The 24,641-nt window shown below is 67.4% G+C and carries 22 protein-coding genes, 1 tRNA gene and 3 pseudogenes; 17 read left to right on the forward strand and 9 right to left on the reverse strand.

The genetic code is table 11. The annotated features are described in order from the left end of the window. The first annotated feature begins 31 nt into the window (after positions 1 to 31). The 5 genes and pseudogenes from QUE51_RS16200 to QUE51_RS16215 all read left to right on the forward strand — a co-directional run bounded on the left by QUE51_RS16200 (position 32) and on the right by QUE51_RS16215 (position 4,890). Positions 32 to 814 carry a carbohydrate ABC transporter permease gene (locus tag QUE51_RS16200; RefSeq protein ID WP_286277384.1) on the forward strand — a complete coding sequence of 261 codons (783 nt, stop codon included), beginning with the start codon at positions 32 to 34 and terminating at the stop codon, positions 812 to 814. 94 nt (positions 815 to 908) lie between these two features. Next, entirely contained in the window at positions 909 to 1,676 is a 768-nt protein-coding gene (locus tag QUE51_RS16205; RefSeq protein ID WP_286277385.1) for a carbohydrate ABC transporter permease, read from the forward strand. 205 nt (positions 1,677 to 1,881) lie between these two features. Further along, positions 1,882 to 3,218: pseudogene (locus QUE51_RS16210) on the forward strand (glycoside hydrolase family 127 protein); the annotation flags it as partial. Continuing rightward, positions 3,207 to 3,668 (forward strand): hypothetical protein, encoded by a 462-nt coding sequence (locus QUE51_RS18300; protein WP_350226789.1) that lies wholly within the window; start codon positions 3,207 to 3,209, stop codon positions 3,666 to 3,668. The pseudogene QUE51_RS16210 and the gene QUE51_RS18300, both read left to right, overlap by 12 nt. After that, complete coding sequence (locus QUE51_RS16215) at positions 3,652 to 4,890, forward strand: hypothetical protein (RefSeq protein ID WP_286277386.1); 1,239 nt, start codon at positions 3,652 to 3,654, stop codon at positions 4,888 to 4,890. Before QUE51_RS18300 ends, QUE51_RS16215 begins: the two co-directional genes overlap by 17 nt. A 185-nt stretch (positions 4,891 to 5,075) precedes the next feature. Here QUE51_RS16215 and QUE51_RS16220 read toward each other — a convergent pair whose 3' ends face one another. Continuing rightward, on the reverse strand, positions 5,076 to 5,534 hold the full coding sequence (locus QUE51_RS16220) for a hypothetical protein (RefSeq protein ID WP_286277387.1): 459 nt from the start codon (positions 5,532 to 5,534) through the stop codon (positions 5,076 to 5,078). Between the two features lie 394 nt (positions 5,535 to 5,928). Between QUE51_RS16220 and QUE51_RS16225 the strand changes: the two genes are divergently transcribed. The 9 genes and pseudogenes from QUE51_RS16225 to QUE51_RS16265 all read left to right on the forward strand — a co-directional run bounded on the left by QUE51_RS16225 (position 5,929) and on the right by QUE51_RS16265 (position 14,122). Then, on the forward strand, positions 5,929 to 6,777 hold the full coding sequence (locus QUE51_RS16225) for an SMP-30/gluconolactonase/LRE family protein (RefSeq protein WP_286277389.1): 849 nt from the start codon (positions 5,929 to 5,931) through the stop codon (positions 6,775 to 6,777). Position 6,778: 1 nt separating this feature from the next. Continuing rightward, positions 6,779 to 7,423: an aldose epimerase family protein gene (locus tag QUE51_RS16230; protein WP_286277390.1), complete on the forward strand. Its 645-nt coding sequence runs from the start codon at positions 6,779 to 6,781 to the stop codon at positions 7,421 to 7,423. 384 nt (positions 7,424 to 7,807) lie between these two features. Further along, a complete protein-coding gene (locus tag QUE51_RS16235; RefSeq protein ID WP_286279440.1) occupies positions 7,808 to 8,596 on the forward strand; it encodes an SDR family NAD(P)-dependent oxidoreductase in 789 nt (262 codons plus the stop codon). Continuing rightward, entirely contained in the window at positions 8,593 to 9,669 is a 1,077-nt protein-coding gene (locus QUE51_RS16240; RefSeq protein WP_286277391.1) for an Ldh family oxidoreductase, read from the forward strand. The genes QUE51_RS16235 and QUE51_RS16240 overlap by 4 nt, the downstream gene beginning before the upstream one ends. Next, positions 9,666 to 10,526, forward strand: a complete 861-nt coding sequence (locus tag QUE51_RS16245) for a fumarylacetoacetate hydrolase family protein (protein ID WP_286277392.1) — start codon at positions 9,666 to 9,668, stop codon at positions 10,524 to 10,526. The genes QUE51_RS16240 and QUE51_RS16245 overlap by 4 nt, the downstream gene beginning before the upstream one ends. Next, a pseudogene (locus tag QUE51_RS16250) lies at positions 10,519 to 11,264 on the forward strand (SDR family NAD(P)-dependent oxidoreductase). The gene QUE51_RS16245 and the pseudogene QUE51_RS16250 overlap by 8 nt, the downstream one beginning before the upstream one ends. Positions 11,265 to 11,481: 217 nt before the next feature. Beyond that, on the forward strand, positions 11,482 to 12,861 hold the full coding sequence (locus tag QUE51_RS16255) for an FAD-binding oxidoreductase (protein ID WP_286279442.1): 1,380 nt from the start codon (positions 11,482 to 11,484) through the stop codon (positions 12,859 to 12,861). Further along, a complete protein-coding gene (locus tag QUE51_RS16260; RefSeq protein ID WP_286277393.1) occupies positions 12,753 to 13,601 on the forward strand; it encodes a (Fe-S)-binding protein in 849 nt (282 codons plus the stop codon). The genes QUE51_RS16255 and QUE51_RS16260 overlap by 109 nt, the downstream gene beginning before the upstream one ends. Continuing rightward, on the forward strand, positions 13,598 to 14,122 hold the full coding sequence (locus QUE51_RS16265) for a heterodisulfide reductase-related iron-sulfur binding cluster (protein ID WP_286277394.1): 525 nt from the start codon (positions 13,598 to 13,600) through the stop codon (positions 14,120 to 14,122). The genes QUE51_RS16260 and QUE51_RS16265 overlap by 4 nt, the downstream gene beginning before the upstream one ends. A 455-nt stretch (positions 14,123 to 14,577) precedes the next feature. On the opposite strand, the gene QUE51_RS16270 is transcribed toward QUE51_RS16265, so the two are convergent. From QUE51_RS16270 to QUE51_RS16280, 3 genes are all read right to left on the reverse strand, one after another. Beyond that, positions 14,578 to 15,459, reverse strand: a complete 882-nt coding sequence (locus QUE51_RS16270) for a CBM35 domain-containing protein (protein ID WP_286277395.1) — start codon at positions 15,457 to 15,459, stop codon at positions 14,578 to 14,580. Continuing rightward, positions 15,348 to 16,763 (reverse strand): family 43 glycosylhydrolase, encoded by a 1,416-nt coding sequence (locus QUE51_RS16275; protein ID WP_286277396.1) that lies wholly within the window; start codon positions 16,761 to 16,763, stop codon positions 15,348 to 15,350. Before QUE51_RS16275 ends, QUE51_RS16270 begins: the two co-directional genes overlap by 112 nt. Before the next feature lie 558 nt (positions 16,764 to 17,321). Continuing rightward, positions 17,322 to 17,395 (reverse strand) — tRNA-Pro (locus tag QUE51_RS16280). A 138-nt stretch (positions 17,396 to 17,533) separates the two neighbouring features. On the opposite strand from QUE51_RS16280, the gene QUE51_RS16285 reads away from it, so the two are divergent. Together QUE51_RS16285 and QUE51_RS16290 are read left to right on the forward strand one after the other, a co-directional pair. Then, positions 17,534 to 18,211, forward strand: a complete 678-nt coding sequence (locus tag QUE51_RS16285; RefSeq protein ID WP_286277397.1) for a DNA glycosylase family protein — start codon at positions 17,534 to 17,536, stop codon at positions 18,209 to 18,211. 41 nt (positions 18,212 to 18,252) lie between these two features. Next, on the forward strand, positions 18,253 to 19,641 hold the full coding sequence (locus QUE51_RS16290) for a DUF222 domain-containing protein (RefSeq protein ID WP_286277398.1): 1,389 nt from the start codon (positions 18,253 to 18,255) through the stop codon (positions 19,639 to 19,641). Positions 19,642 to 19,677: 36 nt separating this feature from the next. Here the strand turns inward: QUE51_RS16290 and QUE51_RS16295 are convergent, their stop codons facing one another. The 5 genes and pseudogenes from QUE51_RS16295 to QUE51_RS16310 form a co-directional block, all read right to left on the reverse strand. Beyond that, the gene (locus QUE51_RS16295; protein ID WP_286277399.1) at positions 19,678 to 20,451 is read right to left on the reverse strand and encodes a hypothetical protein; all 774 of its coding nucleotides are present in this window, start codon (positions 20,449 to 20,451) and stop codon (positions 19,678 to 19,680) included. Positions 20,452 to 20,570: 119 nt separating this feature from the next. Continuing rightward, positions 20,571 to 21,320 carry an ABC transporter permease gene (locus tag QUE51_RS16300; protein WP_286277400.1) on the reverse strand — a complete coding sequence of 250 codons (750 nt, stop codon included), beginning with the start codon at positions 21,318 to 21,320 and terminating at the stop codon, positions 20,571 to 20,573. Beyond that, entirely contained in the window at positions 21,308 to 22,096 is a 789-nt protein-coding gene (locus tag QUE51_RS16305; protein WP_350226791.1) for an SDR family NAD(P)-dependent oxidoreductase, read from the reverse strand. The genes QUE51_RS16300 and QUE51_RS16305 overlap by 13 nt, the downstream gene beginning before the upstream one ends. Next, entirely contained in the window at positions 22,021 to 22,212 is a 192-nt protein-coding gene (locus QUE51_RS18305; RefSeq protein WP_350226681.1) for a hypothetical protein, read from the reverse strand. Before QUE51_RS18305 ends, QUE51_RS16305 begins: the two co-directional genes overlap by 76 nt. A gap of 10 nt (positions 22,213 to 22,222) precedes the next feature. Further along, positions 22,223 to 23,796, reverse strand: a pseudogene (locus QUE51_RS16310) (succinic semialdehyde dehydrogenase). A gap of 143 nt (positions 23,797 to 23,939) precedes the next feature. Between QUE51_RS16310 and QUE51_RS16315 the strand changes: the two are divergent. Beyond that, positions 23,940 to 24,629, forward strand: coding sequence for a hypothetical protein (locus tag QUE51_RS16315; protein ID WP_286277401.1), 690 nt, complete (start codon positions 23,940 to 23,942; stop codon positions 24,627 to 24,629). Positions 24,630 to 24,641 lie beyond the last annotated feature (12 nt).

Genomic DNA, 24,641 nt, shown 5'->3' on the forward strand with positions numbered 1-24,641 from the left:
GTCCCTCTTTCCGCTGGTGAATCTGGTCCGGATGAGCGTGAGTGACGTCACCACGAGCACCCTCAATGGCCAGTGGGACTTCGTGGGGCTTGGGAATCTGGTCCGGTCCTTCCAGCAGGGCAGCCTCCTCCCCGCGCTCGGCCACACGGCCGTCTTCGTACTCATAGTCACGACCATCGGCATGGTTGGCGGCTTCGCCGCTGCTGTCGCTCTCCAGCGGGCCGGGCGCGTGGCGGGTTTGCTTCTCCCGCTCATGGTGTTTATCTGGGCGCTCCCTCCTGTCGTCAACGGAAGCGTCTGGAAGTTCCTCCTCGGTGACGCCGGCCTCATCAACGTTGCGCTCGAAGGGGCCGGCATCATCCATGTTCCCCTCCAATTCCTCTACGACGAGAAGGTCGCCCTCGTTGCGATCTCACTCGTCAACTCGTGGGCGGTTCTGCCCTTCAACGCCTTGGTCTTCCGGGCAGGAATCCTCGGCATCTCCCCGGAGATCCTCGAAGCAGCCCGCATCGACGGGGCTAGCCGCTGGCAGGAGATCGTTCACGTGATCGCCCCGAGCGTGCGGTCGACCGCGCTCGTCCTGGCCGTGCTCACCATCGTCTACGGCTTCCGATCCTTCGATTTCATCTATGTCATGACGAAGGGCGGTCCGGGGACCGCGACATCCACGCTGCCCTTCCTCAGCTACCAGCAGGCCTTCGGCCGATACGACTTCGGCATGGGAGCTGCCACCGCCGTTCTCTCGGTACTGCTCGTGCTCGTGCTCGCCGTCGTCTACGCCCGGTCCGTGCGCAGCGAGGAGGAGGAGGCGTGACCGCCGCCTCCCCCGCATCGCAGCCATCAGCCGGCGGAGTTCACCGCTCCGGGACCGCCAGCCTGTTGCGCGCCTATTCCAGGCGCTCCTCCTCGTGCTCTACGGGCTGCCGATGGTGTGGATCGTCCTCACCTCGTTCAAGAGCACCGGTGATGCGGTGGCGAACCAGGCCTCGGTGTTCTTTCAACCGACGGTCGATGCCTACGTCGCCGTCCTCACGAACGGTGGCCTCCTCCCGGCCCTCGCGCAGTCCGTCCTCATCTGCGCATCAACGACCGCTCTCGCCCTTGCCATCGCCATCCCCGCCGCCTACGCACTGTCCAGGATGAACGGCCGGTTGGCGACGGTCCTCCTCGGACTCCTCATCGTGCTGCAGATGGTCCCCCAGACGGCGAACGTCATTCCCCTCTTTCAGCTGTTCAGCAACGTCGGACTCCTCGACCAGACGGCCGCGGTGATCCTCGCCGACACGGCACTGCTGACGCCATTCGCGATCCTGCTCCTCCGCCCCTTCTTTCGGGCGGTGCCGGCGGCGCTCGAGGAAGCCGCCTACATGGACGGCGCCTCCTCGTTCCGAAGCTTCCGATCAGTGGCCCTCCCGCTTGCGACGAACGGCATAGCGACCGCCGGGACATTCGTGTTCCTGATCGCCTGGGGCGAGTTCCTCTACGCCGTCAACTTCTTCATCTCCCCCGAGAAGTATCCGCTGAGCGCAATCCTCGCCCAGCAAGTCTCGGTCTACGGGATCAACTGGCCGGGCCTCATGGCGGTCGCGGTCGTCACATCGCTGCCGATCCTGCTGCTCTTCGTATTCACTTACCGATTCCTCCGCGAGGGGCTCACCATGGGGGCCGTCAAGTGACGCGGGCCTCGAACTCCGTGAGTTCCTCCGTCTCCCGCGCCACTCCTCTGCAAGCGACGCGCGCCGCTACACCCGTGCTACCGAGCTCCAGTGAGCTTCGGCCGATGGGGATCGATGAGGTGCGCATCACGGGCGGCTTCTGGGGGACCTCCAGAAGCTGAATGCGGATGCGATCATCCCTCACTGTGAAGCGTGGATTGAGCGGATGGGAGGCCTCTCGAACTTCGACCGGGCCGCTCAGGGAAAGCTGCCTGGGGGCCGTCGCGGCCGCGAATTCTTCGACTCCGACGTCTACAAGATGCTTGAGGCGATGGCCTGGGAGATCGGGCGAAGCGGCAACGAGGCGATGGATGACCGCTTCCGCTCCTATGTGAGTCGCGTGGGCGCTGCGCAGGAGGCCGATGGCTACCTCAACACCCACTTCGGACGGCCGGGGCAAGGGCCACGCTACTCAGATCTCGAGTGGGGCCACGAACTGTACTGCTACGGGCATCTCATCCAGGCTGGGATCGCACGCGGGCGGACCTCGACCGACCACGAACTGCTCGCGATAGCGATTCGCGCGGCCGACCACGTCTGCGCCGAGTTCGGGCCAAGGGGTATCCAGTCGGTCTGCGGCCACCCGGAGATCGAGTTGGCGCTCGTCGAGCTCTCCAGGTTGACCGGCGAACGGCGATACCTGGAGCAGGCCCGGCTGTTCATCGACCGCCGGGGGCACGGGGTGCTCGGAGAGATCGAGTTCGGGCAGTCCTATTTCCAGGACACCACGCCGGTGCGGCAGGCCTCGGTTCTCGAGGGACACGCGGTCAGGGCGTTGTACCTCGCCTCGGGAGCTGCGGACGTCGCTGTCGAGACCGGGGACAAAGGATTGCTCGACGCGGTCGTCCGCCAGCTTCGCGCCACCGTGTCCGCCCGCACTTACCTCACGGGCGCGATGGGCTCTCGGCACGACGGCGAGTCATTCGGCGAGGATTTCGAGCTGCCCTCGGACCGCGCCTACGGCGAGACCTGCGCAGGGGTCGCATCCGTCATGGTGAACCACCGCCTCTTGCTCGCCACGGCAGCCCCCGGTATGCGGACATCATCGAGCGGACGCTGTTCAACGTGGTGGCTGCGTCGCCGGCCGAGGACGGTCACGCTTTCTTCTACAGCAACACCCTTCATAGGAGGACGCTGGCGCGCGTGCCCGGCACGGAAGAATTGAGCCTTCGAGCGGACTCCGACCTCCGCGCCCCCTGGTTCGAAGTGTCGTGCTGCCCGCCGAACCTCGCTCGGACCCTCGCCTCGCTCAGCGCGCTGCTGGCCACCTCAACGGCTGATGGAATCCAGATCCATCTCTATGCACCCTCTGACATCAAGACGGACTTCGGCATCGGCCCTGTCCATCTCCGCGTGTCCACGACCTATCCGCATGACGGCCGGATCTCCGTTGAGGTGCTGGCCTCCCCCGCGGCGCCATGGGAGCTTGCCCTCCGCGTTCCCGAGTGGGCCGAGGGGGCTTCGCTCTCTGTTTCGGGCGTCTCGCGGCGCGTGAATCCGGGTAGCGCCGGCGAGTTCCGCCACTGGTCGGCCGGCGACGTCGTAGAGCTCAACCTTCCCCTAGCCGCGCGGATCACTCACCCGGACGCGCGAATCGATGCCTTGCGAGGTCAGGTTGCCGTCGAACGCGGGCCGATCGTGTACTGCCTCGAGTCCACCGATCTCGCGGAAGGGGGTTCGGTGAACAGCGTTCAGCTGGCGGAACCGCGCGTGGATGAAGACAGCGGCGACCTCACCGTCGAGCTCTCAGAACTGCGGCCTTCCGGGGAACAAGGCTGGCCATACGGCGCCCCGGATACCCCGCCGGGATCGCAGACGACAGAACCGGCGCGCGTCCGCCTCGTTCCATATTCCAGATGGGGAAATCGGGGGCCCTCCACTATGCGCGTCTGGATTCCCCTCAGAGCCGCCGCGGGCAAGGAAGGAGCGAACGAGCGTGGCTCGACCCGATGAACACCAATCCCCAGGAGGGGCCGCGACCATCGAGATCTCTGGAGCGGGCGACACCCCGTTCCTCGAGTTCTCGAACCGCAGTTGGCTGCTCAGAGCCGGCATCGGGCAGAGGCTGAATCCGGGGATGCTGCAGCACCGCCCCACGGGCGACGTCGTGGCGGACGCGGACTACTGCTACCGCCTGACGCTCGCCTCCCCGGGACCAGGAGGCTTCACCGGGACCGAGCTGGAGTCACGGTCCGTCCGTTTCACCTCTTGGAACGTAGAGGAGGACCACGCGCGTGGGGAGACCAGCCTCACCCTGATAGGACGGTTCGACTTCGGCGCGCTAGGGCCGACCGATCTCGAACTCTCGCATCGCTTCACGCTCTTCCACGGAAGCGACCGAATCGACGAGCAGCTGACGTTGCGGCATCGATTCGGACGTGACGAACACAGCGTCGAGTCGTTCCGCTTCGGCTTCCGCAAGGTGCTGTTCGATCACAGCACCAGGAGTTGGCGAGACGGCGCGGACCGCCGCACGCTCACCGGGATTCCGTTCCGCCGCTTCCAGGGACAAGCCAAGGACTACCGGATGACGGGCTATACGGCGGCCGACCTCGTGCCGGACAACTGGAACGGTGACAACCTGCCGGCCCGCCCTTCCGAGGCGTGGAGTTGGGGCGACGGCGAACGCGGATATGTGATCGGCAAATACTCGCAAGGGCACATCGAATTCGCTGCGATCGACGGTGAGTTCTTCACGCCGGCCAGCGCAGGCGGCGAGGACTCCCACTCCGAGGCGGCGAAGACAGGCGATGTGTGCCTCCGCTTCGCAGGTGCAGGAAGGGTGAACGCGGCGCCGGGTGGGCCCATCATGCTTTCCGGCACATCTCGGACCTTCGAGTTCGGCGTCACGAGCATCGTCCCCTTCGCAGGCGGGTGGCAGGAGGGACACCGGACCTACGCGACTCTCCAGCGCGAACGAGGCCATCGTCTCCCCCGGGCTTCGACCCGCCCTTGCACTGGAACGAGCTGTACGAACTGGGCTGGCGCGGCGGCTCCAACGCTCCCCTCCAAGAGCCGGCGGAGCTGTGGGCGCAGGCCGAACTTGCTGCGAGCATCGGTGCGGAGGCCTTCTACTTCGATCCTGTGTGGGACATCGTCGAAGGCAGTTCCGTCTGGGATCGGGAGCGCCTCGGATCACTGGATGACTTTGTCCGCAGGCTGCGGGATCAGCTAGGGCTGCGCTTGAGCCTGCACGTGATGTCCCACACGAAGACGCTTGACGAGGACCCCGCGATCTACAGGAGAGACCAGGACGGCGACATCGTTCTCTGGAGGGGGCTTTACACCGGCGGTTACATCTGCCCGGCCTCGACCACCTGGCAGGACCTCAAGGTGCGACGGCTCTCGGAGTTGCTTCGGTCAGGGGTCTCGTTCCTGATGTTCGACTTCCACGACTACACGGTGGAAGGAACCGACGCGGGAACCAGCGACGAAATCAGTCGAACCGCCTGCTGGTCGAAGGACCACGGTCACAGCGTTCCGATGTCGATCGAGGAGCACTCGGCAGGAGTTCTGGAAGTCATCCACAGGATCAAGCGCGCCCACCCGGACGTCCTGATCGAGGCCCATGACCGCATCGCCGGCGGGCTTCAGGACTATCTTCCGCTCTACTACGAGCACGGGCGGCCAGACAGCTTCGACGAGCACTGGGGCTTCGAGTACATGTGGAACTCCTACCTGGATCTGCTCTCGGGCAAGGCGCTGTCGCTGTACGAGTACAACCTGGCGTACGAGATCCCGCTGTACCTCCACATCAACCTCGCCTTCGACAACGAGAACTGCCTTGCGTTCTGGTGGTATGCATCCACCTGCCGTCACCTTGGCATAGGTGGAGTGCGCCCGTCGGATGAGCTGTGGTCAGCACACCGGGCAGCGGTGGAGCGGTATCACGAGTTGAAGAGCTTGCTCGCTTCGGGCCGGTTCGTCGGCGTCGACGTCGACCTTCACATCCACACTCTGCCGAACGAGGGCCGCGCAGTGCTCCTCGCGTTCAACCGGTCGTCCTCGGAGCGGGTGCTTCAGCGAACCTTCGATGCCTCGTCGATCGGCATCCCGGAGAACGCCGTGGTCGAGGTCGAAGGGTTGATCGTGCGAGAAGGGGTGGCCGCGGCGTCTCTGTCGATCCCGCCACTGGCCCCCTCATTCTTTCCTTCGAGTGGAACCCGGATCCAGCTGCCCTACCGTCTGATGGCCTTGAGAAGGGCGACAACCGATGATCGACATCGTGGCGGACGACCTCGACCACCCCGAGTGCGTTGCGATCGGCCCCGACGGCACCCTCTATGCGGGCGGAGAAGCGGGTCAGCTGTACCGCATCGACGTGCAGAACGGCTCGGCAGAGGTCCTGGGATCCACGGGCGGCTGGCTGCTGGGCCTGGCCGTTCACGGGGACGGGTCGGTGTACGCCTGCGACCCGAAGCTGCGCGCGGTAGTGGCGTTCGCCCCGGACGGGTCTCACCGGGTGGTGAGTACTGGGAGTTCTGAGCGCCCCATGTCGACACCGAACTTCCCGGTCTTCGCCTCAGACGGGACGCTGTACGTCTCCGATTCCGGAGCGTGGCCCGCAGGCGGAGGCTGCGTCTACCGGATAGACGCGGCTGGCGCCACGACGATCTGGAGCAGGCAGACTCCTCACTTCACCAACGGGCTGGCCCTCGACCCCACGGAGAAGTACCTGTACGTGGCGGAATCGACACTGCCAGGAATCACGAGGATTGAGATCAGGGACGACGGCAGCGCCGGGGCGGCTGAGCTCGTCGTCTCGATGCCGGGCACGGTGCCCGACGGGCTCGCCTTCGACACCGAGGGCCGGCTCTACGTCGGCTGCTACCGGCCGGATCGCATCTACACCTTGGAGACGGACGGCACCCTCCTGATCTTCCGCGACGACTATCAGGGCACCGACCTGGCCGCGCCGACCAACATTGCGTTCGCTGGCGATGGCCGCCCGGAGCTTTTCGTCGCAAGCCTCAATCGCTGGCATATCTCCCGGTTGCTCACTCCAGCGCCCGGACAGCCGCTCCACTACCCCACCGCTGCACCGGGCGCGTCAGGTGGATGAGGTGTCCGGGCCCGGTGTTCCCAGTACGGACGAGCTGAGAGAACTTCGCAGCCGAGAACTGAGCGTCATCGTCGATCCCCGGCGCGGGGCGGACATCCTCTCACTGGTGTGCCTCTCCTCCGGGGAGGAGATGCTGTGGCGGGATCCCGCGGCTCTGGAGAAGGCGGACGGAATCCGTGATTCTCCAGCGGCGTTCTACGACACCTACAGAGGCGGCATACAGGAGCTCTTCCCCAACGCGGGTCCGCCCTCGGAGGTGCTCGGCGCGCCTCTGCCGTTTCACGGAGAGGTGCTGCAGACGTCGTGGAACGTCGACGTGCAGCGCAGCGGAGAGGCGGAGTCAGAGCTGCTCCTATCGTGTTCCCTCCGCCGTGTGCCGGTTCATGTGGAGAAGCACGTCGTCGTCTCCGGCAGCACCCTGTCGGTCACGACGACGGTCATCAACTCCTCGACCGTCCCCGTGCCCGTCCACTGGGGCCTCCACCCCGCGTTCTCAGAGGCGGTGACGGGGGCCCCGCGATCATCATCGGCGACTTCCACGATGTCGTCGCCGACAGCGCCCCGTTCGGAACGCAGCAGGCATTCGCGCCGGGCTCCCCGGTTCCAACTGAGCCATTCGGTGACCATCGCTGCCTTCCCTTGGTGACGGGTGTCAACGGCTCGGCGGACTTGCTCTACGCCCGCACCGACGCCGGCTGGTACGTCGTGCACTCCTCCGCAACCGGTCATGCGGTTGGAGTCACTTGGCCCGCAAAGACCTTTCCCTGCCTCTGGATCTGGCAGGAGTGCGAGGACCCGGCCGGCTATCCGTGGTGGGGGCGTCACCACATCGTCGGGGTCGAACCGCATTCGGCCACCCCTGCGCACGGTGTCGCCGAGGACGTGCGAGCAGGAAGCGCGCTCTGGCTCGCCCCCGGCGTTCCTCTGTCGGCCGCTTTCCGTCTTGCTGTGTCGGATGGTCGTATGCCGTTGCAGCAGTTCGTGGACGAGACGGCACGCTACGCCGACTCTGGAGCAAGGGAGCAATCAGATGGCTGAGCATGGACGATTCGAGGGCCGAGCAGCGATCGTGACTGGGGGCGCATCCGGCATCGGCGAGGCCACCGCGTCAAGGCTGGCCCAAGAAGGGGCTGCGGTCGCCATCATCGACCGAGACCGTGCGGGCGCGGATCGTGTGGTCGACCAGATCCGAGCATCGGGCGGAAGTGCGCTCGCAGTCGAGACGGATGTCAGCGACCCGACCAGCGTCGACCTCGCGATCGATGAGGTGGCCGCCAGCATCGGCACGCCCTCGGTGGTCATCAACTGCGCCGGCATATTGCACGTAGCGCCCCTGCTCGAGACGTCTCTCGACGACTTCGACCGAGTTCTCCGGGTCAACCTGCGCAGTGTTTTCATCGTATCGACGGCGGCCGCGCGACGGCTGGTGGAGGCGGGCCTGCCAGGGGCACTCGTCAACGTGTCTTCGATTCACGCCGCCATCTCCGAGCCGAACGCCTCCGCATACACGGCGGCCAAAGGCGGGATCGAGGCGCTGACGCGGACGATGGCGACGGAACTGGCCGTTCACGGCATCCGCGTGAACTACGTGAGGCCCGGCGCGACACGAACGGCTCTCACTGAGCAGATCTACACGGAGGAAGTGCTCGCCGCGCTCGCCCAGCGCGTTCCGCTCCGCATCCCCGCCACTCCCGAACAGGTCGCCGCCGGCATCTGCTTCCTCGCCTCGGACGAGGCGGGGTACTGCACCGGGACCGGCATCGACATCGACGGCGGTTACATCATGGACGGCAGTCTGCCGGGAACGGTTTACCGATGACGCGCATCAGGACGAGTGCCCTCGAGTCGTGGGCCACCAGGATCTTGGAGGAAGCCGGACTCCAGCACTCGGACGCAGCGGCGGTGTCCGAGAACCTGGCGTACGCCGAGATCCGCGGCACCTCGAGTCACGGCTTCATACGTCTGCCCATCTACCGCGACCGCGTTCTCGCCGGCGGCATCAATGCCGCTCACCGCATGAGCGTGACGCACGATGGGGGCGGACTCGTGCTTCTCGACGCGGACGCCGCCCCTGGTGCCGTCTCTGGCTGCTACGCGGCCGACCTGGCCGTGGAACGGGCGCGCACGCACGGGATCGGCTGTGTGATCGTCCGGGATGCTAGCCACTTCGGGCCCGCCGCGTACTACGGGGAGCGAATCGCCGACGCGGGCGCTCTCGGTATGGTCTGCTGCAATACGGACAAGGCCGTCTGCGCGCCAGGCGGGGGAAGGGCTGTCCTCGGCACCAACCCGTTGTCGATCGCACTTCCCACGCCCAGGTCGTCCCGCCCGATCCTCGACATGGCGACCTCGGCGGCCGCCTACGGAAAGCTCCTGGTCGCGGAGCAGACCGGAGACCGCATCCCCATCGGCTGGGCGGTCGACGAGTCGGGGAAGCCGACGGACTCGCCGAAGTCTGCGCTGCTGGGCGCGCTCCTGCCCGCTGCGGGCCCGAAAGGCTTCGGCCTGTCGTTCATGATCGATGCGCTTCTCGCCATCGGAGGCGCCCGAACGAGTCCGTCGGTCGGTGCCCTCTACGGGGACCCCGCCGTCCGGCAGGGTCTCGGTCATCTCTTCCTCGCCGTGGACGATCCAGAGCGGCTCCTTCCCTCTGCATCCGAGGCGTTGATCGGAAGCCTCCGAGACAGCTCGCTCCCGTCGCACCCACGCGTGCTCTACCCCGGCGAGCCCGAACAACGCCGCGCCGCGGAGAACGGCGACTCCTTCGAAGCCTCGCCCGAACTCATCCAGGACCTGGAGCGGACAGCTGCGGACGCCGGCGTCCCCCTTCCCCCTTTGGCTCTCGGCGAGCCGGGAACCGTCGGCGCCCCGGAGCAAGGACCACACCGGTGAGGCTCGCCCGAGTGGGCAGTGTCGGCCACGAACAGCCCGTCGTCTGGAGCGGAACGGAGTGGCTGTCCCTGGCCTCGCTGACGGCGGATATCGACGCGAAGTTCCTTCGCGCCCTCGATGTGGAGGAGCTACGGAAGCACTTCGACGTGCTGCCGCCGGTAGAGGTGGCGGCTTTGAGATTCGGATGCCCAGTGGCACGACCGGGAGCGGTCTACGGAATCGGATTGAACTACGCCGCCCATGCCGCAGAATCCGGCGCGGACGCACCGCAGGAACCAGTCCTGTTCATGAAGCCGCCGAACACGGTCGGCGGCCCTGACGACGATGTGGTGCTGCCCCGCGGTTCGACCAGCGTGGACTGGGAGGTGGAGCTGGCCGTCGTGATCGGCGCGACCGCCTCATACCTCGCAGCGCCTGGAGAGAGCAGCACTCGTATTGCGGGGTACTGCGTGGCGAACGACCTCTCTGAAAGGAGCTTCCAGCTTGGTCGCCCCGGCGGTCAGTGGACCAAGGGAAAGTCGTCACCCGGGTTCACGCCCCTTGGGCCGTGGCTCGTCACACCCGACGAATTCGATCTCCTCCCCGGGGTAGGACTCCGCAGCAGCGTCAACGGTCAGGCCAGGCAAGCGTCCAGCACAGCCGACATGATCTTCGGCGTTGACGAGCTCATCTGGGACCTGAGCCAGTACGTGGAGCTGGAGCCAGGGGACGTGGTGCTCACTGGCACACCCGAGGGCGTCGCCCTTTCGGGACGGTTTCCCTATCTCCGGACGGGCGACGTGATTGAGCTGGCGATCGACGGTCTGGGTCACCAGGCTCAACGAGTTGTGGAGTGGAAGGAGGCCCGAAATGGATGAGTTCTCGGGACTGAGAGCAATCGTGACGGGGGTGCATCCGGGATAGGGGCGGCCACCGTCAAGCACCTTCTCGACAGCGGAGGCCGGGTCGCGGTTCTCGATCGGGACATCGCATCCGTCTCGACCTCAACGCCCGCGCAACGGTGCGACGTGAGCAATTCCGAGGAGGTCACAGCTACCGTTACACGGCTCGTGGAGCTCCTGGGCGGTCTTGACATCCTCGTGAACAATGCGGGAATCGGGGCCGTCGGCACCGTGGAGGACAACGACGACGACGAGTGGCGACGTGTTCTCGACGTGAACCTCCTGGGGTACGTCCGGGTCAGCCGGGCCGCGATTCCCCATCTGCGACGCAGCGACCACGCGGCCATTGTGAACGTCGCATCTGTCGCCGCCACAGTGGGCCTTCCCAACCGTGCCCTGTACAGCGCAAGCAAAGCCGCCGTTGTCGGCCTCACGGTAGCCATGGCGGCAGACCACCTGCGGGAGGGCATCCGCGTCAACTGTGTGAACCCTGGAACAGCGTCCACACCGTGGGTCGATCGGCTCCTGAGCGCTGCCGAGGACCCGGCGAAGGAGCGGGCGGCCCTGGAACTGCGTCAGCCGCTGGGTCGCCTCGTCAAACCCGAGGAGATCGCACGCTCGATCGCGTACCTGGCGAGCCCGTGGTCGGGATCTACCACCGGCACCTGCCTCTACGTCGACGGCGGGCTCAGCTCGCTGCGAATCCCCAATTAGGGAGTGACGTGCCCGCATCCCTGAACCGCCCGAGAGGCGCAGTCTCGCCACGGCTGCTTCCCGCCCGAGCGGAGGTGATCCGTGCCCTTGCTCAGGCATGCACGACAGTGAGCGACAAGCCCAGCACAAGACTCGCTGCCGCCCATGACGCATCGCACTACCTCCTCACCCCCAGGCGGTCGTCACACCCGATTCCGTTGCCGAACTCTCGGCCGTACTGGCAGCCGCTGCTCGCGTCGATGTGCCCGTCACGTTCCGGTCTGGCGGCACGAGCCTCAGCGGGCAGGCCGGCACCGACGGAGTCCTCGTCGACACCCGAAAAGGCTTCCGTCACATCGCCGTCCTGAACGAGGGACTCCGGGTCCGTGCCGGCTCAGGCGCGACCCTGCGGAGCGTGAACGCGCGGTTGCTCAGATACGGCCGCAAGCTTGGTCCAGACCCTGCGAGCGAGATCGCCTGCACCATCGGTGGCGTCGTAGCCAACAACTCAAGCGGGATGGAATGCGGCACCGAGCAGAACGCCTACCGCACAATCGAGTCTGCCGTCCTAGTACTTCCGGGTGGGACCGTGGTCGACACCGCGCACCCCGATGCCGACGAGCGCCTACGGGTCAGTGAGCCGCGCCTGTACCAGGGGCTGGAACGACTTCGCGACCGCGTGCGCGCGGACCGCGCCTCCGTCGCGACGATCGCCCGCCTGTACTCCTTGAAGAACACGATGGGCTACGGGCTCAACTCCTTCCTCGACCATGAGCGACCGGTCGATCTCCTGCTTCATCTCGCCGTGGGGAGCGAGGGCACTCTCGCCTTTGTCGCCGAGGCGACCTTCAGGACTGTGCCCCTCGTGAGCCAGCTCGCGACCGGCCTGCTGATCTTCGAAGACCTCGCAGCAGCTACAGCTGCCCTGCCCGCCGTCGTGAGCGCAGGGTTTGCGACCATCGAGCTCATGGATGCGGCGAGCCTCGTCGTCGCCCGATGCGACCCCTCCGCGACTCCCGACCTACTCGGACTCACCGTCCGGAACCACGCAGCCCTCCTGGTCGAGTATCGGGAGGAGAGCGAGGAAGACTTGAACCGCCAGCTGGTCGCGGCCGGCACTCTCCTCGGGTCGCTGCCTCTGGTCGCACCGGGCGACATGAGTACCGACGCAGGGCGACGCGCAGCCCTGTGGCATATCCGCAAAGGTCTCTTCACCGCTGTGGCGAGCGCGCGACCGTCGGGCACCACCGCGTTGCTGGAGGACATCGCTGTGCCCATCGATCGGCTCTACTCGACCTGTCATGAGCTGATGGAGCTGTTCCGCCGGCACGAATACGGGGACTCGGTGATCTTCGGTCACGCGAAGGACGGCAACATCCATTTCATGCTCACCGAGCGGTTCGACGACCCTGCCTGCATCGCGCGTTACGAGGCGTTCACCGAGGACATGGTCGAGCTTGTACTCCGGGAGGAGGCACTCTCAAAGCAGAGCACGGCACAGGGCGGATCATGGCACCCTTCGTCGAGCGGCAATACGGCGCCGAGCTGTATGCGGTCATCCGCGAGATCAAGACCCTCTTCGATCCTCTCGGGCTGCTCAATCCGGGCGTTCTGGTGACAGATGACCGGCGATTGCACTTGAAGGACCTCAAGACAACGCCGGCCATTGAGCAGGAGGTCGATCGGTGCGTTGAGTGCGGCTATTGCGACCCAGTGTGTCCGAGCCGGGACCTCACAACCACTCCGCGGCAACGGATCGTGCTTCGCCGAGAACTCGAGCGAGCGCGGGCCGACGGGGACCAGGAGTTGATGGCGGCGATCAGCGCAGATTACGAATACGACGCCATTGACACGTGCGCCGTCGACGGGATGTGCCAATCGGCGTGCCCGGTACTCATCAACACCGGCGACCTCGTCCGCCGACTTCGAGCCGAAGGCCATGGCCGGCTCCCCCAGGCCGGCTGGACCGCGGCGGCCCGGCACTGGGACGTGGTGACCAGCTCCGCGAGCCGGGCACTGACACTGCTCGACAAGCTTCCCGCCGCAGTGCCTCGCCTCGTTTCGGACGCGGCCCGAAAGCTGCTCGACCCCGACAACGTCCCCCGCTACACCGAGGACCTTCCCCCAGGCGGGTCGCGACGCCCGGTGATCGCCGACACCGACGCCACCGCGGTCTACTTCTCGAGCTGCACGACGACGATGTTCGGAACAGCGGGGCACGCTGACAGCGTCAGGGGCGCCGTCCTCCGACTCGCGCAACGTGCCGGGGTGCGGCTGGCCACGCCAGACGACATGCCTGCCCTGTGCTGCGGCACCCCTGGAAATCCAAGGGCTTCACTGATGGATATGCAGAGATGACCGTGAGAGTGGCGGAATCCCTGGCCCGCGCCACGCGAAACGGGGAGTTGCCCGTGGTTTGCGACGCCTCGTCCTGCACCGAAGGCCTTGAGCTCCTCTGTCGGGCCGCCGACCTCAACCAGGTGCGGATTGTGGATTCAGTCGCCTTCACGCTCGAGACGCTCCTCCCGCGTCTGCCCAGGCCCGAACGCCTTTCCCGGCTGATCCTGCACCCGACCTGTTCCTCCGAGCGACTCGGACTGAGCGATGCGATGCGATCGCTCGCGGCTGCTGTCGCGGAGGAGGTGGTAGTCCCGGACGACTGGTCCTGTTGCGGATTCGCCGGCGACCGAGGCATGCTCCACCCTGAACTGACCGCTTCGGCGACCGGGCCAGAAGCGCGCGAGGTGAGGGCACTCTCCGCGGAGGCGCACGCGTCCGCCAACCGCACCTGCGAGATGGGGCTTAGCCGCGCGACTGGGGCGGACTACCGCCATCTCCTCGAGATTCTGGATGACCTCCTCGGCTCGTCGACTTCCTAGCCAACCTCACTGCCGGTACGAACACGACAGTCCAGGGAAGCGGACGAACTACGCGGAGCTGGACAAGCTCGACCAAGTGCTCAGCAAGGGACTAGAACAAAAAGCACTCCATAGCTGGCTTCGAACAGCGGGATGGTGACGAGCCAGGGCGAGTCTCGACCCGGCCGGACGGACGACGCCACTCCAGGCTCCAGCACTCGAGCACTAGATAACCGCGGCAAGCCGCACCCTGGTCCCGCATGGGCGAGGTGGAGGCCCCCGCCTGGACCGAAGACGGCCAGGTGCTCCCCCGCGCGCCGCAGCACCAGAAGTCCACTCGATCCTCGGCACCAACGAGGCACAACCTGAGTGCCTCGTCGTCGGCCGATTGCGAATCGATCGAAATCGAACGAAACTGCTTCCTTGACGCGGCGGGCGCTCCGACCCGAGGTAGGGGCGCCCGCCGGCCTTGTCAGCTAGTGGATCAGGATCAGGTCCAGTTCTGCGTAATTGGCTGCCTTGCTGAATGTGAGCACGTTGTACCCGTGTTCCAGTGTGATCGGAATGTCGACCCACTGACCCGCAGCAAAGGTTCCCCACGCCGGGGTGGGCGCGTAAGTCACCGTAATCGGCGACTGATGGTTCACCGTCAGCAGATGCGTCGCGGGGCTCCCGCCTCCGTTCGTGTAGTACACACGCAACGTGTAGGTCCCTGTTGCGCCCTCATTCAGCACCCTCTTGAATGAGACTGAGTTGCCCGCGTTGTCGATTCCGCCCACATAACGCTTGCCCGAGGCGCTGACTGTCGACCTCATCTGGGCGCCGGTCACCTTCGCTTCTTCGGCTTCGTACTCGTTCGGCACACGCTCAAGCTTGTCGAGTTCGGCGTAGTTCGCGCCCTTTGAGAGGGTGATCGTATTGATTCCAGCGTTCAGATTGACCTGGAAGTCCGAGTGGAAGTCGTCACGAAATTCTCCCCATAGCTTCGACGGATCGTAGCTGACACTACCCGAGGGAGCACCGTTGACGTTCACCAGGTCCGTTGCAACGCCACCGCTGTTGTTTGCGAAGTATTGGCGGAAGGTGTAGTTCCCCGCAAGAGGAACCCAAACGGAGTAGGACACCGAACTTGTAGGATTGTCGATCTGCTTGACGTATCCCTGGTTGGACGCAGTGGGGCTGGTGGCGATTGTGGCGTCGGTCACCGTCGCGGCCTCGGATTCATACACCGTAGACTCGATGGGTATCACCCGATCGAGCTCTGCATAACCCGATGAGGCGCCGAAAGCGACGGAGTTCGATCCGGCCTGCAGATCCAATGTGACGTCCACCGAATTGCCCTGGTCGAAAGCCCCCACGCGCCGGTCTCCGCATAGCTGACCGTGCCCGCAGCAGCGCCATTCACAGTGATCGCCTGCTTGGAAGGTCCGCCGCTGTGATTGGCGTAATACACACGGAAGGTATGCTTCCCTGTCCAATTCGCGTAGACATCCGGGAACGTCACCTTACTGGCGCCCGGAACATCAATTCCTCCGACATACTGACCGCCTGAGGCTGACGTCGCGCCGCGAACCTGTGCACCTCCGGCGAGGGTTGCAGACTCCGCCTCGTACTTGCGGATTCCGGGGTCGAGGCCCGGGAGAGCGCGCCAGCTGTTGATCGACTGCGGAGTTCCGAAGTTGGGGTTACCGGAGCCGTCGAATGTAACGGGGCTTGCCTCAAGTCGCCGATCACCGCCGTAGAAATTGATATCGGTGGTCGTCTTGACATGGTACACAACCCAGGGCGTTCCGTCGGTGGCGGTGAACCACCCGGCAGAGCCGGGTCCGTAGACTCCGGCTGAATCATTTCGCGAGATAACGCAATTGTTGCTCTTCGTCCAGGATGCCGGGTCAGTCAGGTTTGCACTCACACTTGCCGTGAGCATACCTACGCAGTAGTCGGGCGACTCGTAGCCACCCGCGGAGAAGATGTCGTAGATGATGCCATTGCGAATGTATATGTTTGTTCCCTCGTCGATGCAACGCCCGTTGGCGCACTCCCACGGCGCGGTGGCTTGCGCGATCTTCGTCCAGCCGCCAGCCATCGAGGTGGGACCGTTCATCGGTGCGATATAGATGGAGTGATCGTTGTCCCCTGTCTCGGTCGCGTAGAACTGACCGTTCACCACGATGGGGAAAAACGCGTACCCGACGCCGGTCGGAGATGTGTGGTTCGAGATCGTCGCAAGGAAATGGTAAGGACCGAGAATGTCGTCCCCCTCGCTCCGAATGACCTCGATCTGGTTGGGAGTCTCTGCGTCACCGATTCCGTACATGTACCAATAGCCGCCGTCGTGGACCATCCACCCGCTCGCGAACTTGGTGCCATGACCGGCCTCAAGCGAGTAGATGTAGGTGAGTGGTGCCGAGTTCAAGCCGGCAAGACTGTCTGACACCTTGGCCCAGATATCTTTCGTCGCCGCCCTGGAGGGGTCCACGATGTCGAAGCTGTACATCATCACGTACTTGCCGTCTTGCTGGTAGATCTCCGGATCGGCGCCGTAGCCGTTCACCAAGGGCTGGGCGAAGTCGCTGCTAGCGACGGGGTCCGCTTGCGCCGAAGTGCCACTTGCCAAGGGAACGAGTCCGAACCCTGCGAGAAGGAGGGCCGCAACGAGCACCCTCCGAGTTTTTGTCATTTTCGTGAGTCACCTTTGGTCCAGGAAAACCGCCCGAAACTTTCGGACGCGGCCAGCATAGGAGTTGGCGTCGGGGATCGGAAGAGTCGTCGTCCCGCCAGGCCCAACAACTTCTGCGAAGGTGGAAGGTACGGACCCCTCCCGTCAGCTCGGACTCTCGGGAACGAGCTCGCGGCGGGGTGATCGAGCCCTGCGGGGTCACACATCCCCCGCAATCACACCGGACATCCAGGCGCAACTGGCTCCTGACCGACCGGGCAAGCTCTTCGAGATAGGTGACCCGGCGCTCGTCGAGCTTCCGTCGCAACCCTCGTCCTGCCTGAGTCCAAACTGGTCCGAAACAATCGAAGCCCAAGACTCGCGACTCGCGGGTGGTCCCGGGCCTCATCGTCGGGCTGACAGGATCTGTCCCCACCGCTCCCCCAGCCGCCGCTCCGCGGCGGCCGGGCCCTCGCGGCGTGGGCCCCCTGCTCGCAGGTCCGAGTCCACCGGCATGACAAATGGGAAAGGCCGTCCATTGCGGACGGCCTTTCCCATTCGTCGGGCTGACAGGATTTGAACCTGCGACCCCCTGACCCCCAGTCAGGTGCGCTACCAAGCTGCGCCACAGCCCGTGACTTGTCCCCGTGCTCGCCGAGGACCTCGGATAGCTTACCGGCATCCCCGGACCCGCGACGCCCGCGCTCGCCCCACCTGCACACCGCAGGACGAGGTGCCTTGCCTGCCCCGGCCCACCTCCCCAGGATCGACGGATGACCGACCTGGCGCCGTACGACTACCTGTCCACAACCGACGCCGTGCTCGCGCGCCTTCTGGAACGGCAGGGCCCCGCCGACCCCTTCTCCTGGCCGGCGGCCGACGCCGCCGGCTCGAGCAACTTCGCGGCGCTCGCGCTGCACATCACCAGTCAGCAGATCTCGACCAGCGCGGCCCTCTCGATCTTCTCGCGCATCCATGGACCCGCGGGCGGGCTGCTGACGGCGGAGGACATCGTCGAGCTCGGACCGGAGCGTCTGCGGGCGGCAGGGCTGTCGCACGCCAAGACGGTATCGCTCCTCGACCTGGCGGAGCGGCAGCGCACGGGCACCCTCGATGTGGACGCGCTGGACGGTCTTCCGGATGCGGAGGTGCTGGCCGCCCTCACCGCGGTGAAGGGGTTGGACCGTGGACGGCGCAGATGTTCCTCATCCATCAGCTGCGCCGGCCCGACGTGCTTCCGGCTGGGGACCTCGGCATCCGGCATGCTGTGCAGCTCGCCTGGGACCTCGAGGAGATCCCCACTCCGGAGAGCGTCGTGGAGCTGGGACGCCCCTGGTCGCCATACTCGACCTACGCCGCATCGCTGCTCTGGCACTCGCTGTCGGGAGCGGCGAAGAGGGCCGGATCAGCCCTTCGGACGGGCTGACGAGAGACTCCAAAGCCGCTTCTGACCAGGAAAGGCAGTGTCGGAGGGTGGGTGCACAATTCTCGCATGGAACGGCCATCCGACACTCTCGCGCAGCGGGCGGCAGCCCTCGCGGAGAGGGTCACGGAGCTGGCCTGGGCCGGCGATGCCGCCGAGCTCTCCCAGGTCGTCGCGGGCTCCACGGACACGGCACTCCTCGACCTCGCATCCCAGATCGGCACGCTCGCCAACCTGGTCGACGCGGTGGCGGTCCGGGTCTCGGGAGAGATCGCGGCGCGCTCGGCACGGGACGTCGCGGAGCCGCTCGCTCGGAGGCTGGGTGAGCGCAGCGCCGCGATGGTCGTCGCCACCGCAGGGCACATCTCACCCACTCGCGCGGCCGACTGGTGCCGGACCGGGCAGCAGCTCGCGCCGCGGAGCACTCTCGCCGGGGAGCCGCTCCCCCGCCTCCATCCGGAGTTGGAGGCGGCGCTGGACGGCGGCCGCATCGGTGCGGACGCCGCCCGCATCATCGTCCGCACGCTCGAGGAGATCGGAGCTCACACGACGCCGGAGCAGCAGGCTTCCGCGGAATGCTTCCTGCTCAGCCAGGCCGACGTCCTGACACTCCCTCAGCTGGCCCGCCTCGGCAATGCCCTCCGCGACCACTGGGATCCGGAGGGCGCCGCCCCGCGAGAGGAAGCGCTGCGAGCCAAGTCGGGCCTGCGCATGATGCCGCTCGGGAACGGGATGGTCCGCTACGTGATCGACGCGCACCCGGAGGCCGACGGCTGGCTGAAGACGGCCATCCAGGCGAGGACTGCGCCCGCCCGTGAAGTGCGCTTCATTGGCGAGGACGACGCGCCCACCGACGAATCTCTGGTCGACAAGCGTCCGCTGGCGCAGCGACGGCTCGACGCCCTGGTCTCCATCGCCCGCGACAGCATCCGACTGGATGACGGCGATATGTCCGGCACACCTGTCGTCCTCCTCGTCACCATGACGCAGGAGGCTCTCGTCACCGGGATCGGCACGGCGACCATCTTCGGAGTCGACGAACCGATCAGCGCCGCCACCGCCCGGCGCCTCGCGTGCGACGCGAAGATCATCCCCGTCGTCCTCGGCGGGGAGTCCCAGCCGCTCGACCTCGGGCAGGGCCGGCGGCTCTTCAGCGAAGCTCAGCGCTACGCGATGGCCGTGCGGGACGGCGGATGCGGCTGGGGGACGTGCAACGTGCCGCCCTCCCAGTGCGAAGCGGCCCACATCGAGAGCTGGGATCAGGCAGGCAGGCCGCACGGGCCGACCGACATCAGCAACGGCCTGTTGTTCTGCAAGTTCCACCATCGGATCTTCGACAACGAGGGCTGGGCCGTCCGGTTCGAGGCTGGCATCCCGTACCTGATCCCGCCGCCGTGGGTCGACCCCGACCAGAGGCCTCGACGAGCCGGACGGCTGCCCGGACCACCCGGCGGCTGACCTGGATCGTTCACCGGCGAGCGCCGCCCAGCCGGATCACTTCCCGCTCGTGCCGACCTTCGGCACGTCCCCGCACGTCGAGGTCATCGCCAGCTTCACCTGAGGATCGCCTTCGGGCAGACCCGACGCGATGTCGAACGAAGACTCGTTTCGGGCGCTCGTGCCGCCATCCAGCGGATGCACGATTGTGCCCGTGATCGTGTAGGTGCCGTCCGCCTGCCGCGCGGCCAGAACCCCCGCCAGCAGCGGACCGCCGTTCTCGTCCGTGCACTTCACACCGGTGCCCGCATCCGAGAAGCCGTTCAGCCCGAACGTGTACGGCTGCCCCTGCTCGTTCAGGGTGACGACGAAGCCGCAGTCGAGGAAGGCGTGCAGCGTCGCCGTCCGGCCGTCGTCGAGCACGGTCACGATGGCGCTCTGCCGCTTCGAGGTCCAGCCGCTGTGCACGCCCGGGCCGGCGAGGTCATCCTTCAGCGTGATCACGGCGCCGGAGGCGGTGCGGATGCCGTACTGGAAGCCCGCTCCGTCGACGCCCTCCTCCGTGTAGAACTCCTCGTCCGGTCGGCCGTCCCCGTCCACATCCTCGATGGACGCGATGTCGGCGTCGGAGGGCACCGACGCGTCGTTCGGTGGGCACCCCTGCTCGGCCGGCGACGCCGAGGGAGTGGGCGTCGGCGTCGGCGCTGCCGAGGCGGAGGGCGGCGGAGCGCTCGTCCCCGATCCTGCCGGCTGGCCGCCGCAGCCGACCAGGCCGAGGGTGCCCGCTGTGATCAGCACGGCGGCCGCGAGCCGGCTCCCACGTCGATGCATGACGCGCCCCTCTCTGCCATGCGGCCGCATCAGCCTGCGTGCCGTCGGCGATGACGCGACGCTACCCCTCGCGGGTCGCCGAGTCCCTACCCCTGTTCCTCGTGCCGGCCGGCGGTTCCTCAGCGCAGCGGGGCCGGCTTCACCCGCACCGGCGCGATGCCGCGGACGATCACCACCGCGGTGAGCGAGCCCGCGGCCATGATGGCGGCGAGCACCACGATCTGGAATCGCCCCGCCTCCAGTGGCGAGATGCCGCCGAAGATCGCGCCGACGAAGGCACCAGGAAGCGTCACGAGCCCCGTGGTCTTCGTCTGGTCGGTCGACGGGATCAGCGCCGAGTACACGGCTCGGCGCGCCAGGTCCAGCGTCGACTGACGAGGCGTCGCACCGAGGGCGAGCCAGCCCTCGACCTGCTCCCACTGCTCCCCCACCGACTCGGTGAAGCGGCGCCCGGCGAGCGTGGCGATCGACATCGAGTTGCCGATCACGATGCCGCCGATGGCGAGCGCAAAGCGCGGCGTGAAGGCGATGGCTCCCGTCACGAACACGATGAGCAGCGTGAGGGCCACCCCGGCCGCCATCCCGAAGGCGACGATCCCGAACAGGTGGGCCGTCCCTCCCAGCCGTCGGGTCGCAGTGAGCGCCGCGACCGTGAACATCACGAGCAGGGCGATCGCGACCCAGATCGGACTCGTGATGACGCCGGCGAGGATCAGGCTGATGGCGGCGAGCTGGACCGCGCCGCGGAGGATCGCGAGGGCGGGTGCGAAGCGGCCGGGGACACCGGAGAGCGCGAGCACCCCGATCGTCGCCGCCATCAGGACCGCGACGCCCACCAGGGTGGGGGCGAACGCGATCAGCGACGGCATCCCGTCAGCGTACGGGCGCGCGCATCCGCTACGGCGACCTGGCGCCGTCGTCGCCTCCCGCGCCGGTGCGTGCGATCGGGGCGGCACGCCCGGTGAAGTGCGCCATCGAGGTGTTGATGCCGAGGAGGTCGGCGACGGCATCGAAGACGGGCGCCGGGAGCACCCGCAGCACGGGGACCAGCCGCACCAGCGGCGGGAGCAGCAGGCGAGCGCGGCCCGACTCGATCCCGTCCAGCACCTGCCGGGCGACGCGCTTCGGATCGAGGATCGGCAGCAGAAGGGGAAGCGGGAGCGGACCCCTCGAACATGCCCGTGTCGATGTAGTACGGGCACACGACCAGCGTCCGGACGCCGCGGCCCGAGCCGCGGAGCTCCGCCCGCAGCGACTCGTCGAAGCCGACGGCGGCGTGCTTGCTCGCCGCGTAGTCGGTCTGCCGGGCGACGCCGATGAGGCCGGCGGCGCTCGCCACCGTCACGACGGTGCCGCGCCGGCGGGTCAGCATGCCGGGCAGGAAGGCCCGGGTCACCCAGTAGAGGGCGAGGACGTTGACGTCGAACGTCCGCTGGATCTGGTCCTCGGACGCCTCCAGCAGCGGCTTCCCCGTCACCACGCCCGCGTTGTTGACCAGCACGTCGACGCGGTCGACGGCGGCGAGGGTCGCGGCCGCAGCCTCGCGCACCTGGTCCCGGTCCGCGACGTTCACCCTGAAGGCGTGCGCGGTGCCGCCGAGCGAGCGGATGCGATCGCGGACGCGGGTTCCTGCCGCCTCATCCAGGTCCCAGAGAACGACGCGCGCGCCGCGCCGGCCGCACCGAGCGCCATCAGCCGGCCGATGCCGCTGCCGCCACCGGTGACGAGGACCGTGCTGCCGGAGAGTGCCGTTCCACCCATGACCGCTCCCCTACTCGAGGAACGGCAGGCGGCGGAGCACCTTCACCGCGGCGGTCATGCCCCGCGCGTACCGCTCGTTGGACAGGCCGCCGAATGGCTCGAGCGGCAGCAGCCGCTGCACGGCGACGGTCTGGGGGTCGGTGTACTTGAGGATGCCCTCGCGCCCGTGCCGCCGCCCCATCCCGGAGTCCTTGACTCCGCCCATCGGGGCATCGTGCGACGCCCATGCGGCGGAGTAGCCCTCGTTGACGTTGACGGTGCCGACGCGGAGGGCCGCCGCGACCCGCTTGCCATGGGCGGCGGTCGACCAGACGCTCGCGTTGAGGCCGTAGGAGGAGTCGTTCGCGCGGGCGATGGCCTCCGCCTCGTCCCGCACCCGGTACAGCGCGACCACCGGCCCGAAGGTTTCGTCGCGGCCGAGCGTCATGTCGTCGGTCACGCCGTCGAGCACGGTCGGCTCGAAGAACAGCGGGCCGAGATCCGGCCGTGCCTTGCCGCCCGCGAGCACCCGCGCGCCCTTCGCCACGGCATCAGCGGTGTGGCGGGTGACCGTGTCGACCTGCTGAGTGCTGACGAGCGACCCCATCTCGGCGTCCCAGGTCAGGCCTGAGGCGAGCCGGAGGAGCGAACCCGCTCGAGGAACGCCGGCACGAACCGGTCGTAGATCGCATCCACGACGTAGATCCGCTCGATGCTGATGCACAGCTGACCCGAGTTCGCGAAGCACGCGTGCACGACGCCGTCCACCGCGCGCCGGACGTCGGCGTCCTCGAGCACGAGCAGCGGGTTCTTGCCGCCGAGCTCGGCGGAGAAGCCGATGAGGCGCCGGCCGCACTGCTCCGCGAGGAGCCGACCGGTCGCGGTGGAGCCGGTGAACATCAGGTAGTCGACGCTGTCGATCAGCGGCCCACCGAGTTCCGCGCCGGGGCCGCAGACGACGCGGAAGAGGCCCCGTGGCAGGCCCGCCTCGTAGAGCAGCTCGACGGCGGCCAGCGCGGTGAACGGGGTCTGCGAGTCGGGCTTCAGCACGATCCCGTTCCCGGCGAGCAGCGCAGGAACCGCGTCCGAGACGGCCAGGGTGAGCGGGTAGTTCCAGGGGCTGATCACGCCCACCACGCCCTTGGGCCGGTGGTGCTCGACGGTCTGGGTGAGCACGGGGATGGCGCCCTGGCGCCGGCGGGGCCGGAGGTGGCGCCCAGCGCTCCGCGCGTAGTGCCGAGCCGTGAGGGCCGCGTCTTCGAGCTCCTCGAACGCGTCGATCCGCGCCTTGCCGGTCTCCAGCTGCATGATGTCGAGCACCTGCTCCTGGCGCTCCAGCAGCAGGTCGTGGAAGCGCAGGAACACGGCGGACCGCTCGCGCAGCGGACGAGCCGCCCAGTCGGCCTGCGCCGCGCGGGCTCCGCGCACCGCGTCGCGCACATCGTCGGGGGCGGAGATGGGCAGGTCGGCGAGTGCCGACCCGTCGAAGGGGCGGTGGAGGTCCGCCGCGGACGGCCGGGTGCCGCCGAGATCAGACCGGCGAGGCGGGCGGCGACGGGTGCGGCGAGCGAGCCGCGCGGGTCGAGCGGGAGAAGCACCGGGGATGCGACGGCGGTGTCGGCCATGGCCTCACGCTACCCGGCCCGCCCGGCGTGCGCCGACCCGGGCGCGTTCGCCCTTCGCCCCTTCACTTCGCGGTGGCAGACAGGAGAATGAGGGCGACGCAGCCGTCCGCAGCAAGGAGCAGCATGAGCACGAACCCTGAGGGCAGCCCTCGCGCGGGCGGCATCGCGGCCGCGGTGGTCGGTGTCCTGGTGGTCGCCGTATCCGCGGCGACGCTGTTCTTCGCGACGAGCCTCGCTCCGAGCGGCGACGCCCAGCCCGCCGGTGAGGGCGTCGCCCCCGGTGAGCCCACGCCGGGCGACACCAGCGGTGGGGCGGCGGGAGGGAACGGAATCGACCTCGCCCCACCCGAGAAGGTGAACGGCTGCGGCGGGCCGCTCGCCGAGCTGGCACCGGTCGAGTCCGGACTCGTCGCCACCCCGCACTTCCCCGGCGCGGCACCGGCGGACGGCGGCGAGGTCGCCGGCACCGTCACCCTCACCAACACCGGAACCGCGCGTGCCGTGGGCTGGACGGGGGCCCGCCCAGCAGTCACCGTCTCCGAGAACGGCACCACGGTGTGGCACTCGAACGGTCCGGTCATCCAGCTGGCGTTGGAGATCGACCTCGACCCGGGCGAGTCGATGGAACTGCCCGCGACCCTCCGGACGGTGCGCTGCGACTCGGTGGACGAGGAGTCCGAGGCATTCCGGGAGGGCCTCCCGCCGCTCACCGCCGGCACCTACGGGATCTCGGCGATCGTGCCGTTCACCCCGGACGGCGGTGGTGCTGTCCAGTACGCGGGCGGTCCGCTCACCTCCATCACGCTGCAGTGAGCGAGCGGACCG

This window comes from Naasia aerilata, from assembly GCF_030296595.1.
GTDB lineage: Bacteria > Actinomycetota > Actinomycetes > Actinomycetales > Microbacteriaceae > Naasia > Naasia aerilata.

What these genes read in the sequence shown, in the direction of transcription:
- QUE51_RS16240 (WP_286277391.1), top strand. Translation starts at nt 8,593, where the DNA reads ATGACGCGCATCAGGACGAGTGCCCTCGAGTCGTGGGCCACCAGGATC.
- QUE51_RS18305 (WP_350226681.1), bottom strand. Translation starts at nt 22,212, where the DNA reads ATGGGTGGAACGGCACTCTCCGGCAGCACGGTCCTCGTCACCGGTGGC.
- QUE51_RS16295 (WP_286277399.1), bottom strand. Translation starts at nt 20,451, where the DNA reads ATGCATCGACGTGGGAGCCGGCTCGCGGCCGCCGTGCTGATCACAGCG.
- QUE51_RS16290 (WP_286277398.1), top strand. Translation starts at nt 18,253, where the DNA reads ATGGAACGGCCATCCGACACTCTCGCGCAGCGGGCGGCAGCCCTCGCG.
- QUE51_RS16300 (WP_286277400.1), bottom strand. Translation starts at nt 21,320, where the DNA reads ATGCCGTCGCTGATCGCGTTCGCCCCCACCCTGGTGGGCGTCGCGGTC.
- QUE51_RS16260 (WP_286277393.1), top strand. Translation starts at nt 12,753, where the DNA reads ATGGCACCCTTCGTCGAGCGGCAATACGGCGCCGAGCTGTATGCGGTC.
- QUE51_RS16285 (WP_286277397.1), top strand. Translation starts at nt 17,534, where the DNA reads ATGACCGACCTGGCGCCGTACGACTACCTGTCCACAACCGACGCCGTG.
- QUE51_RS16265 (WP_286277394.1), top strand. Translation starts at nt 13,598, where the DNA reads ATGACCGTGAGAGTGGCGGAATCCCTGGCCCGCGCCACGCGAAACGGG.
- QUE51_RS16200 (WP_286277384.1), top strand. Translation starts at nt 32, where the DNA reads ATGAGCGTGAGTGACGTCACCACGAGCACCCTCAATGGCCAGTGGGAC.
- QUE51_RS16225 (WP_286277389.1), top strand. Translation starts at nt 5,929, where the DNA reads ATGATCGACATCGTGGCGGACGACCTCGACCACCCCGAGTGCGTTGCG.
- QUE51_RS16315 (WP_286277401.1), top strand. Translation starts at nt 23,940, where the DNA reads ATGAGCACGAACCCTGAGGGCAGCCCTCGCGCGGGCGGCATCGCGGCC.
- QUE51_RS16235 (WP_286279440.1), top strand. Translation starts at nt 7,808, where the DNA reads ATGGCTGAGCATGGACGATTCGAGGGCCGAGCAGCGATCGTGACTGGG.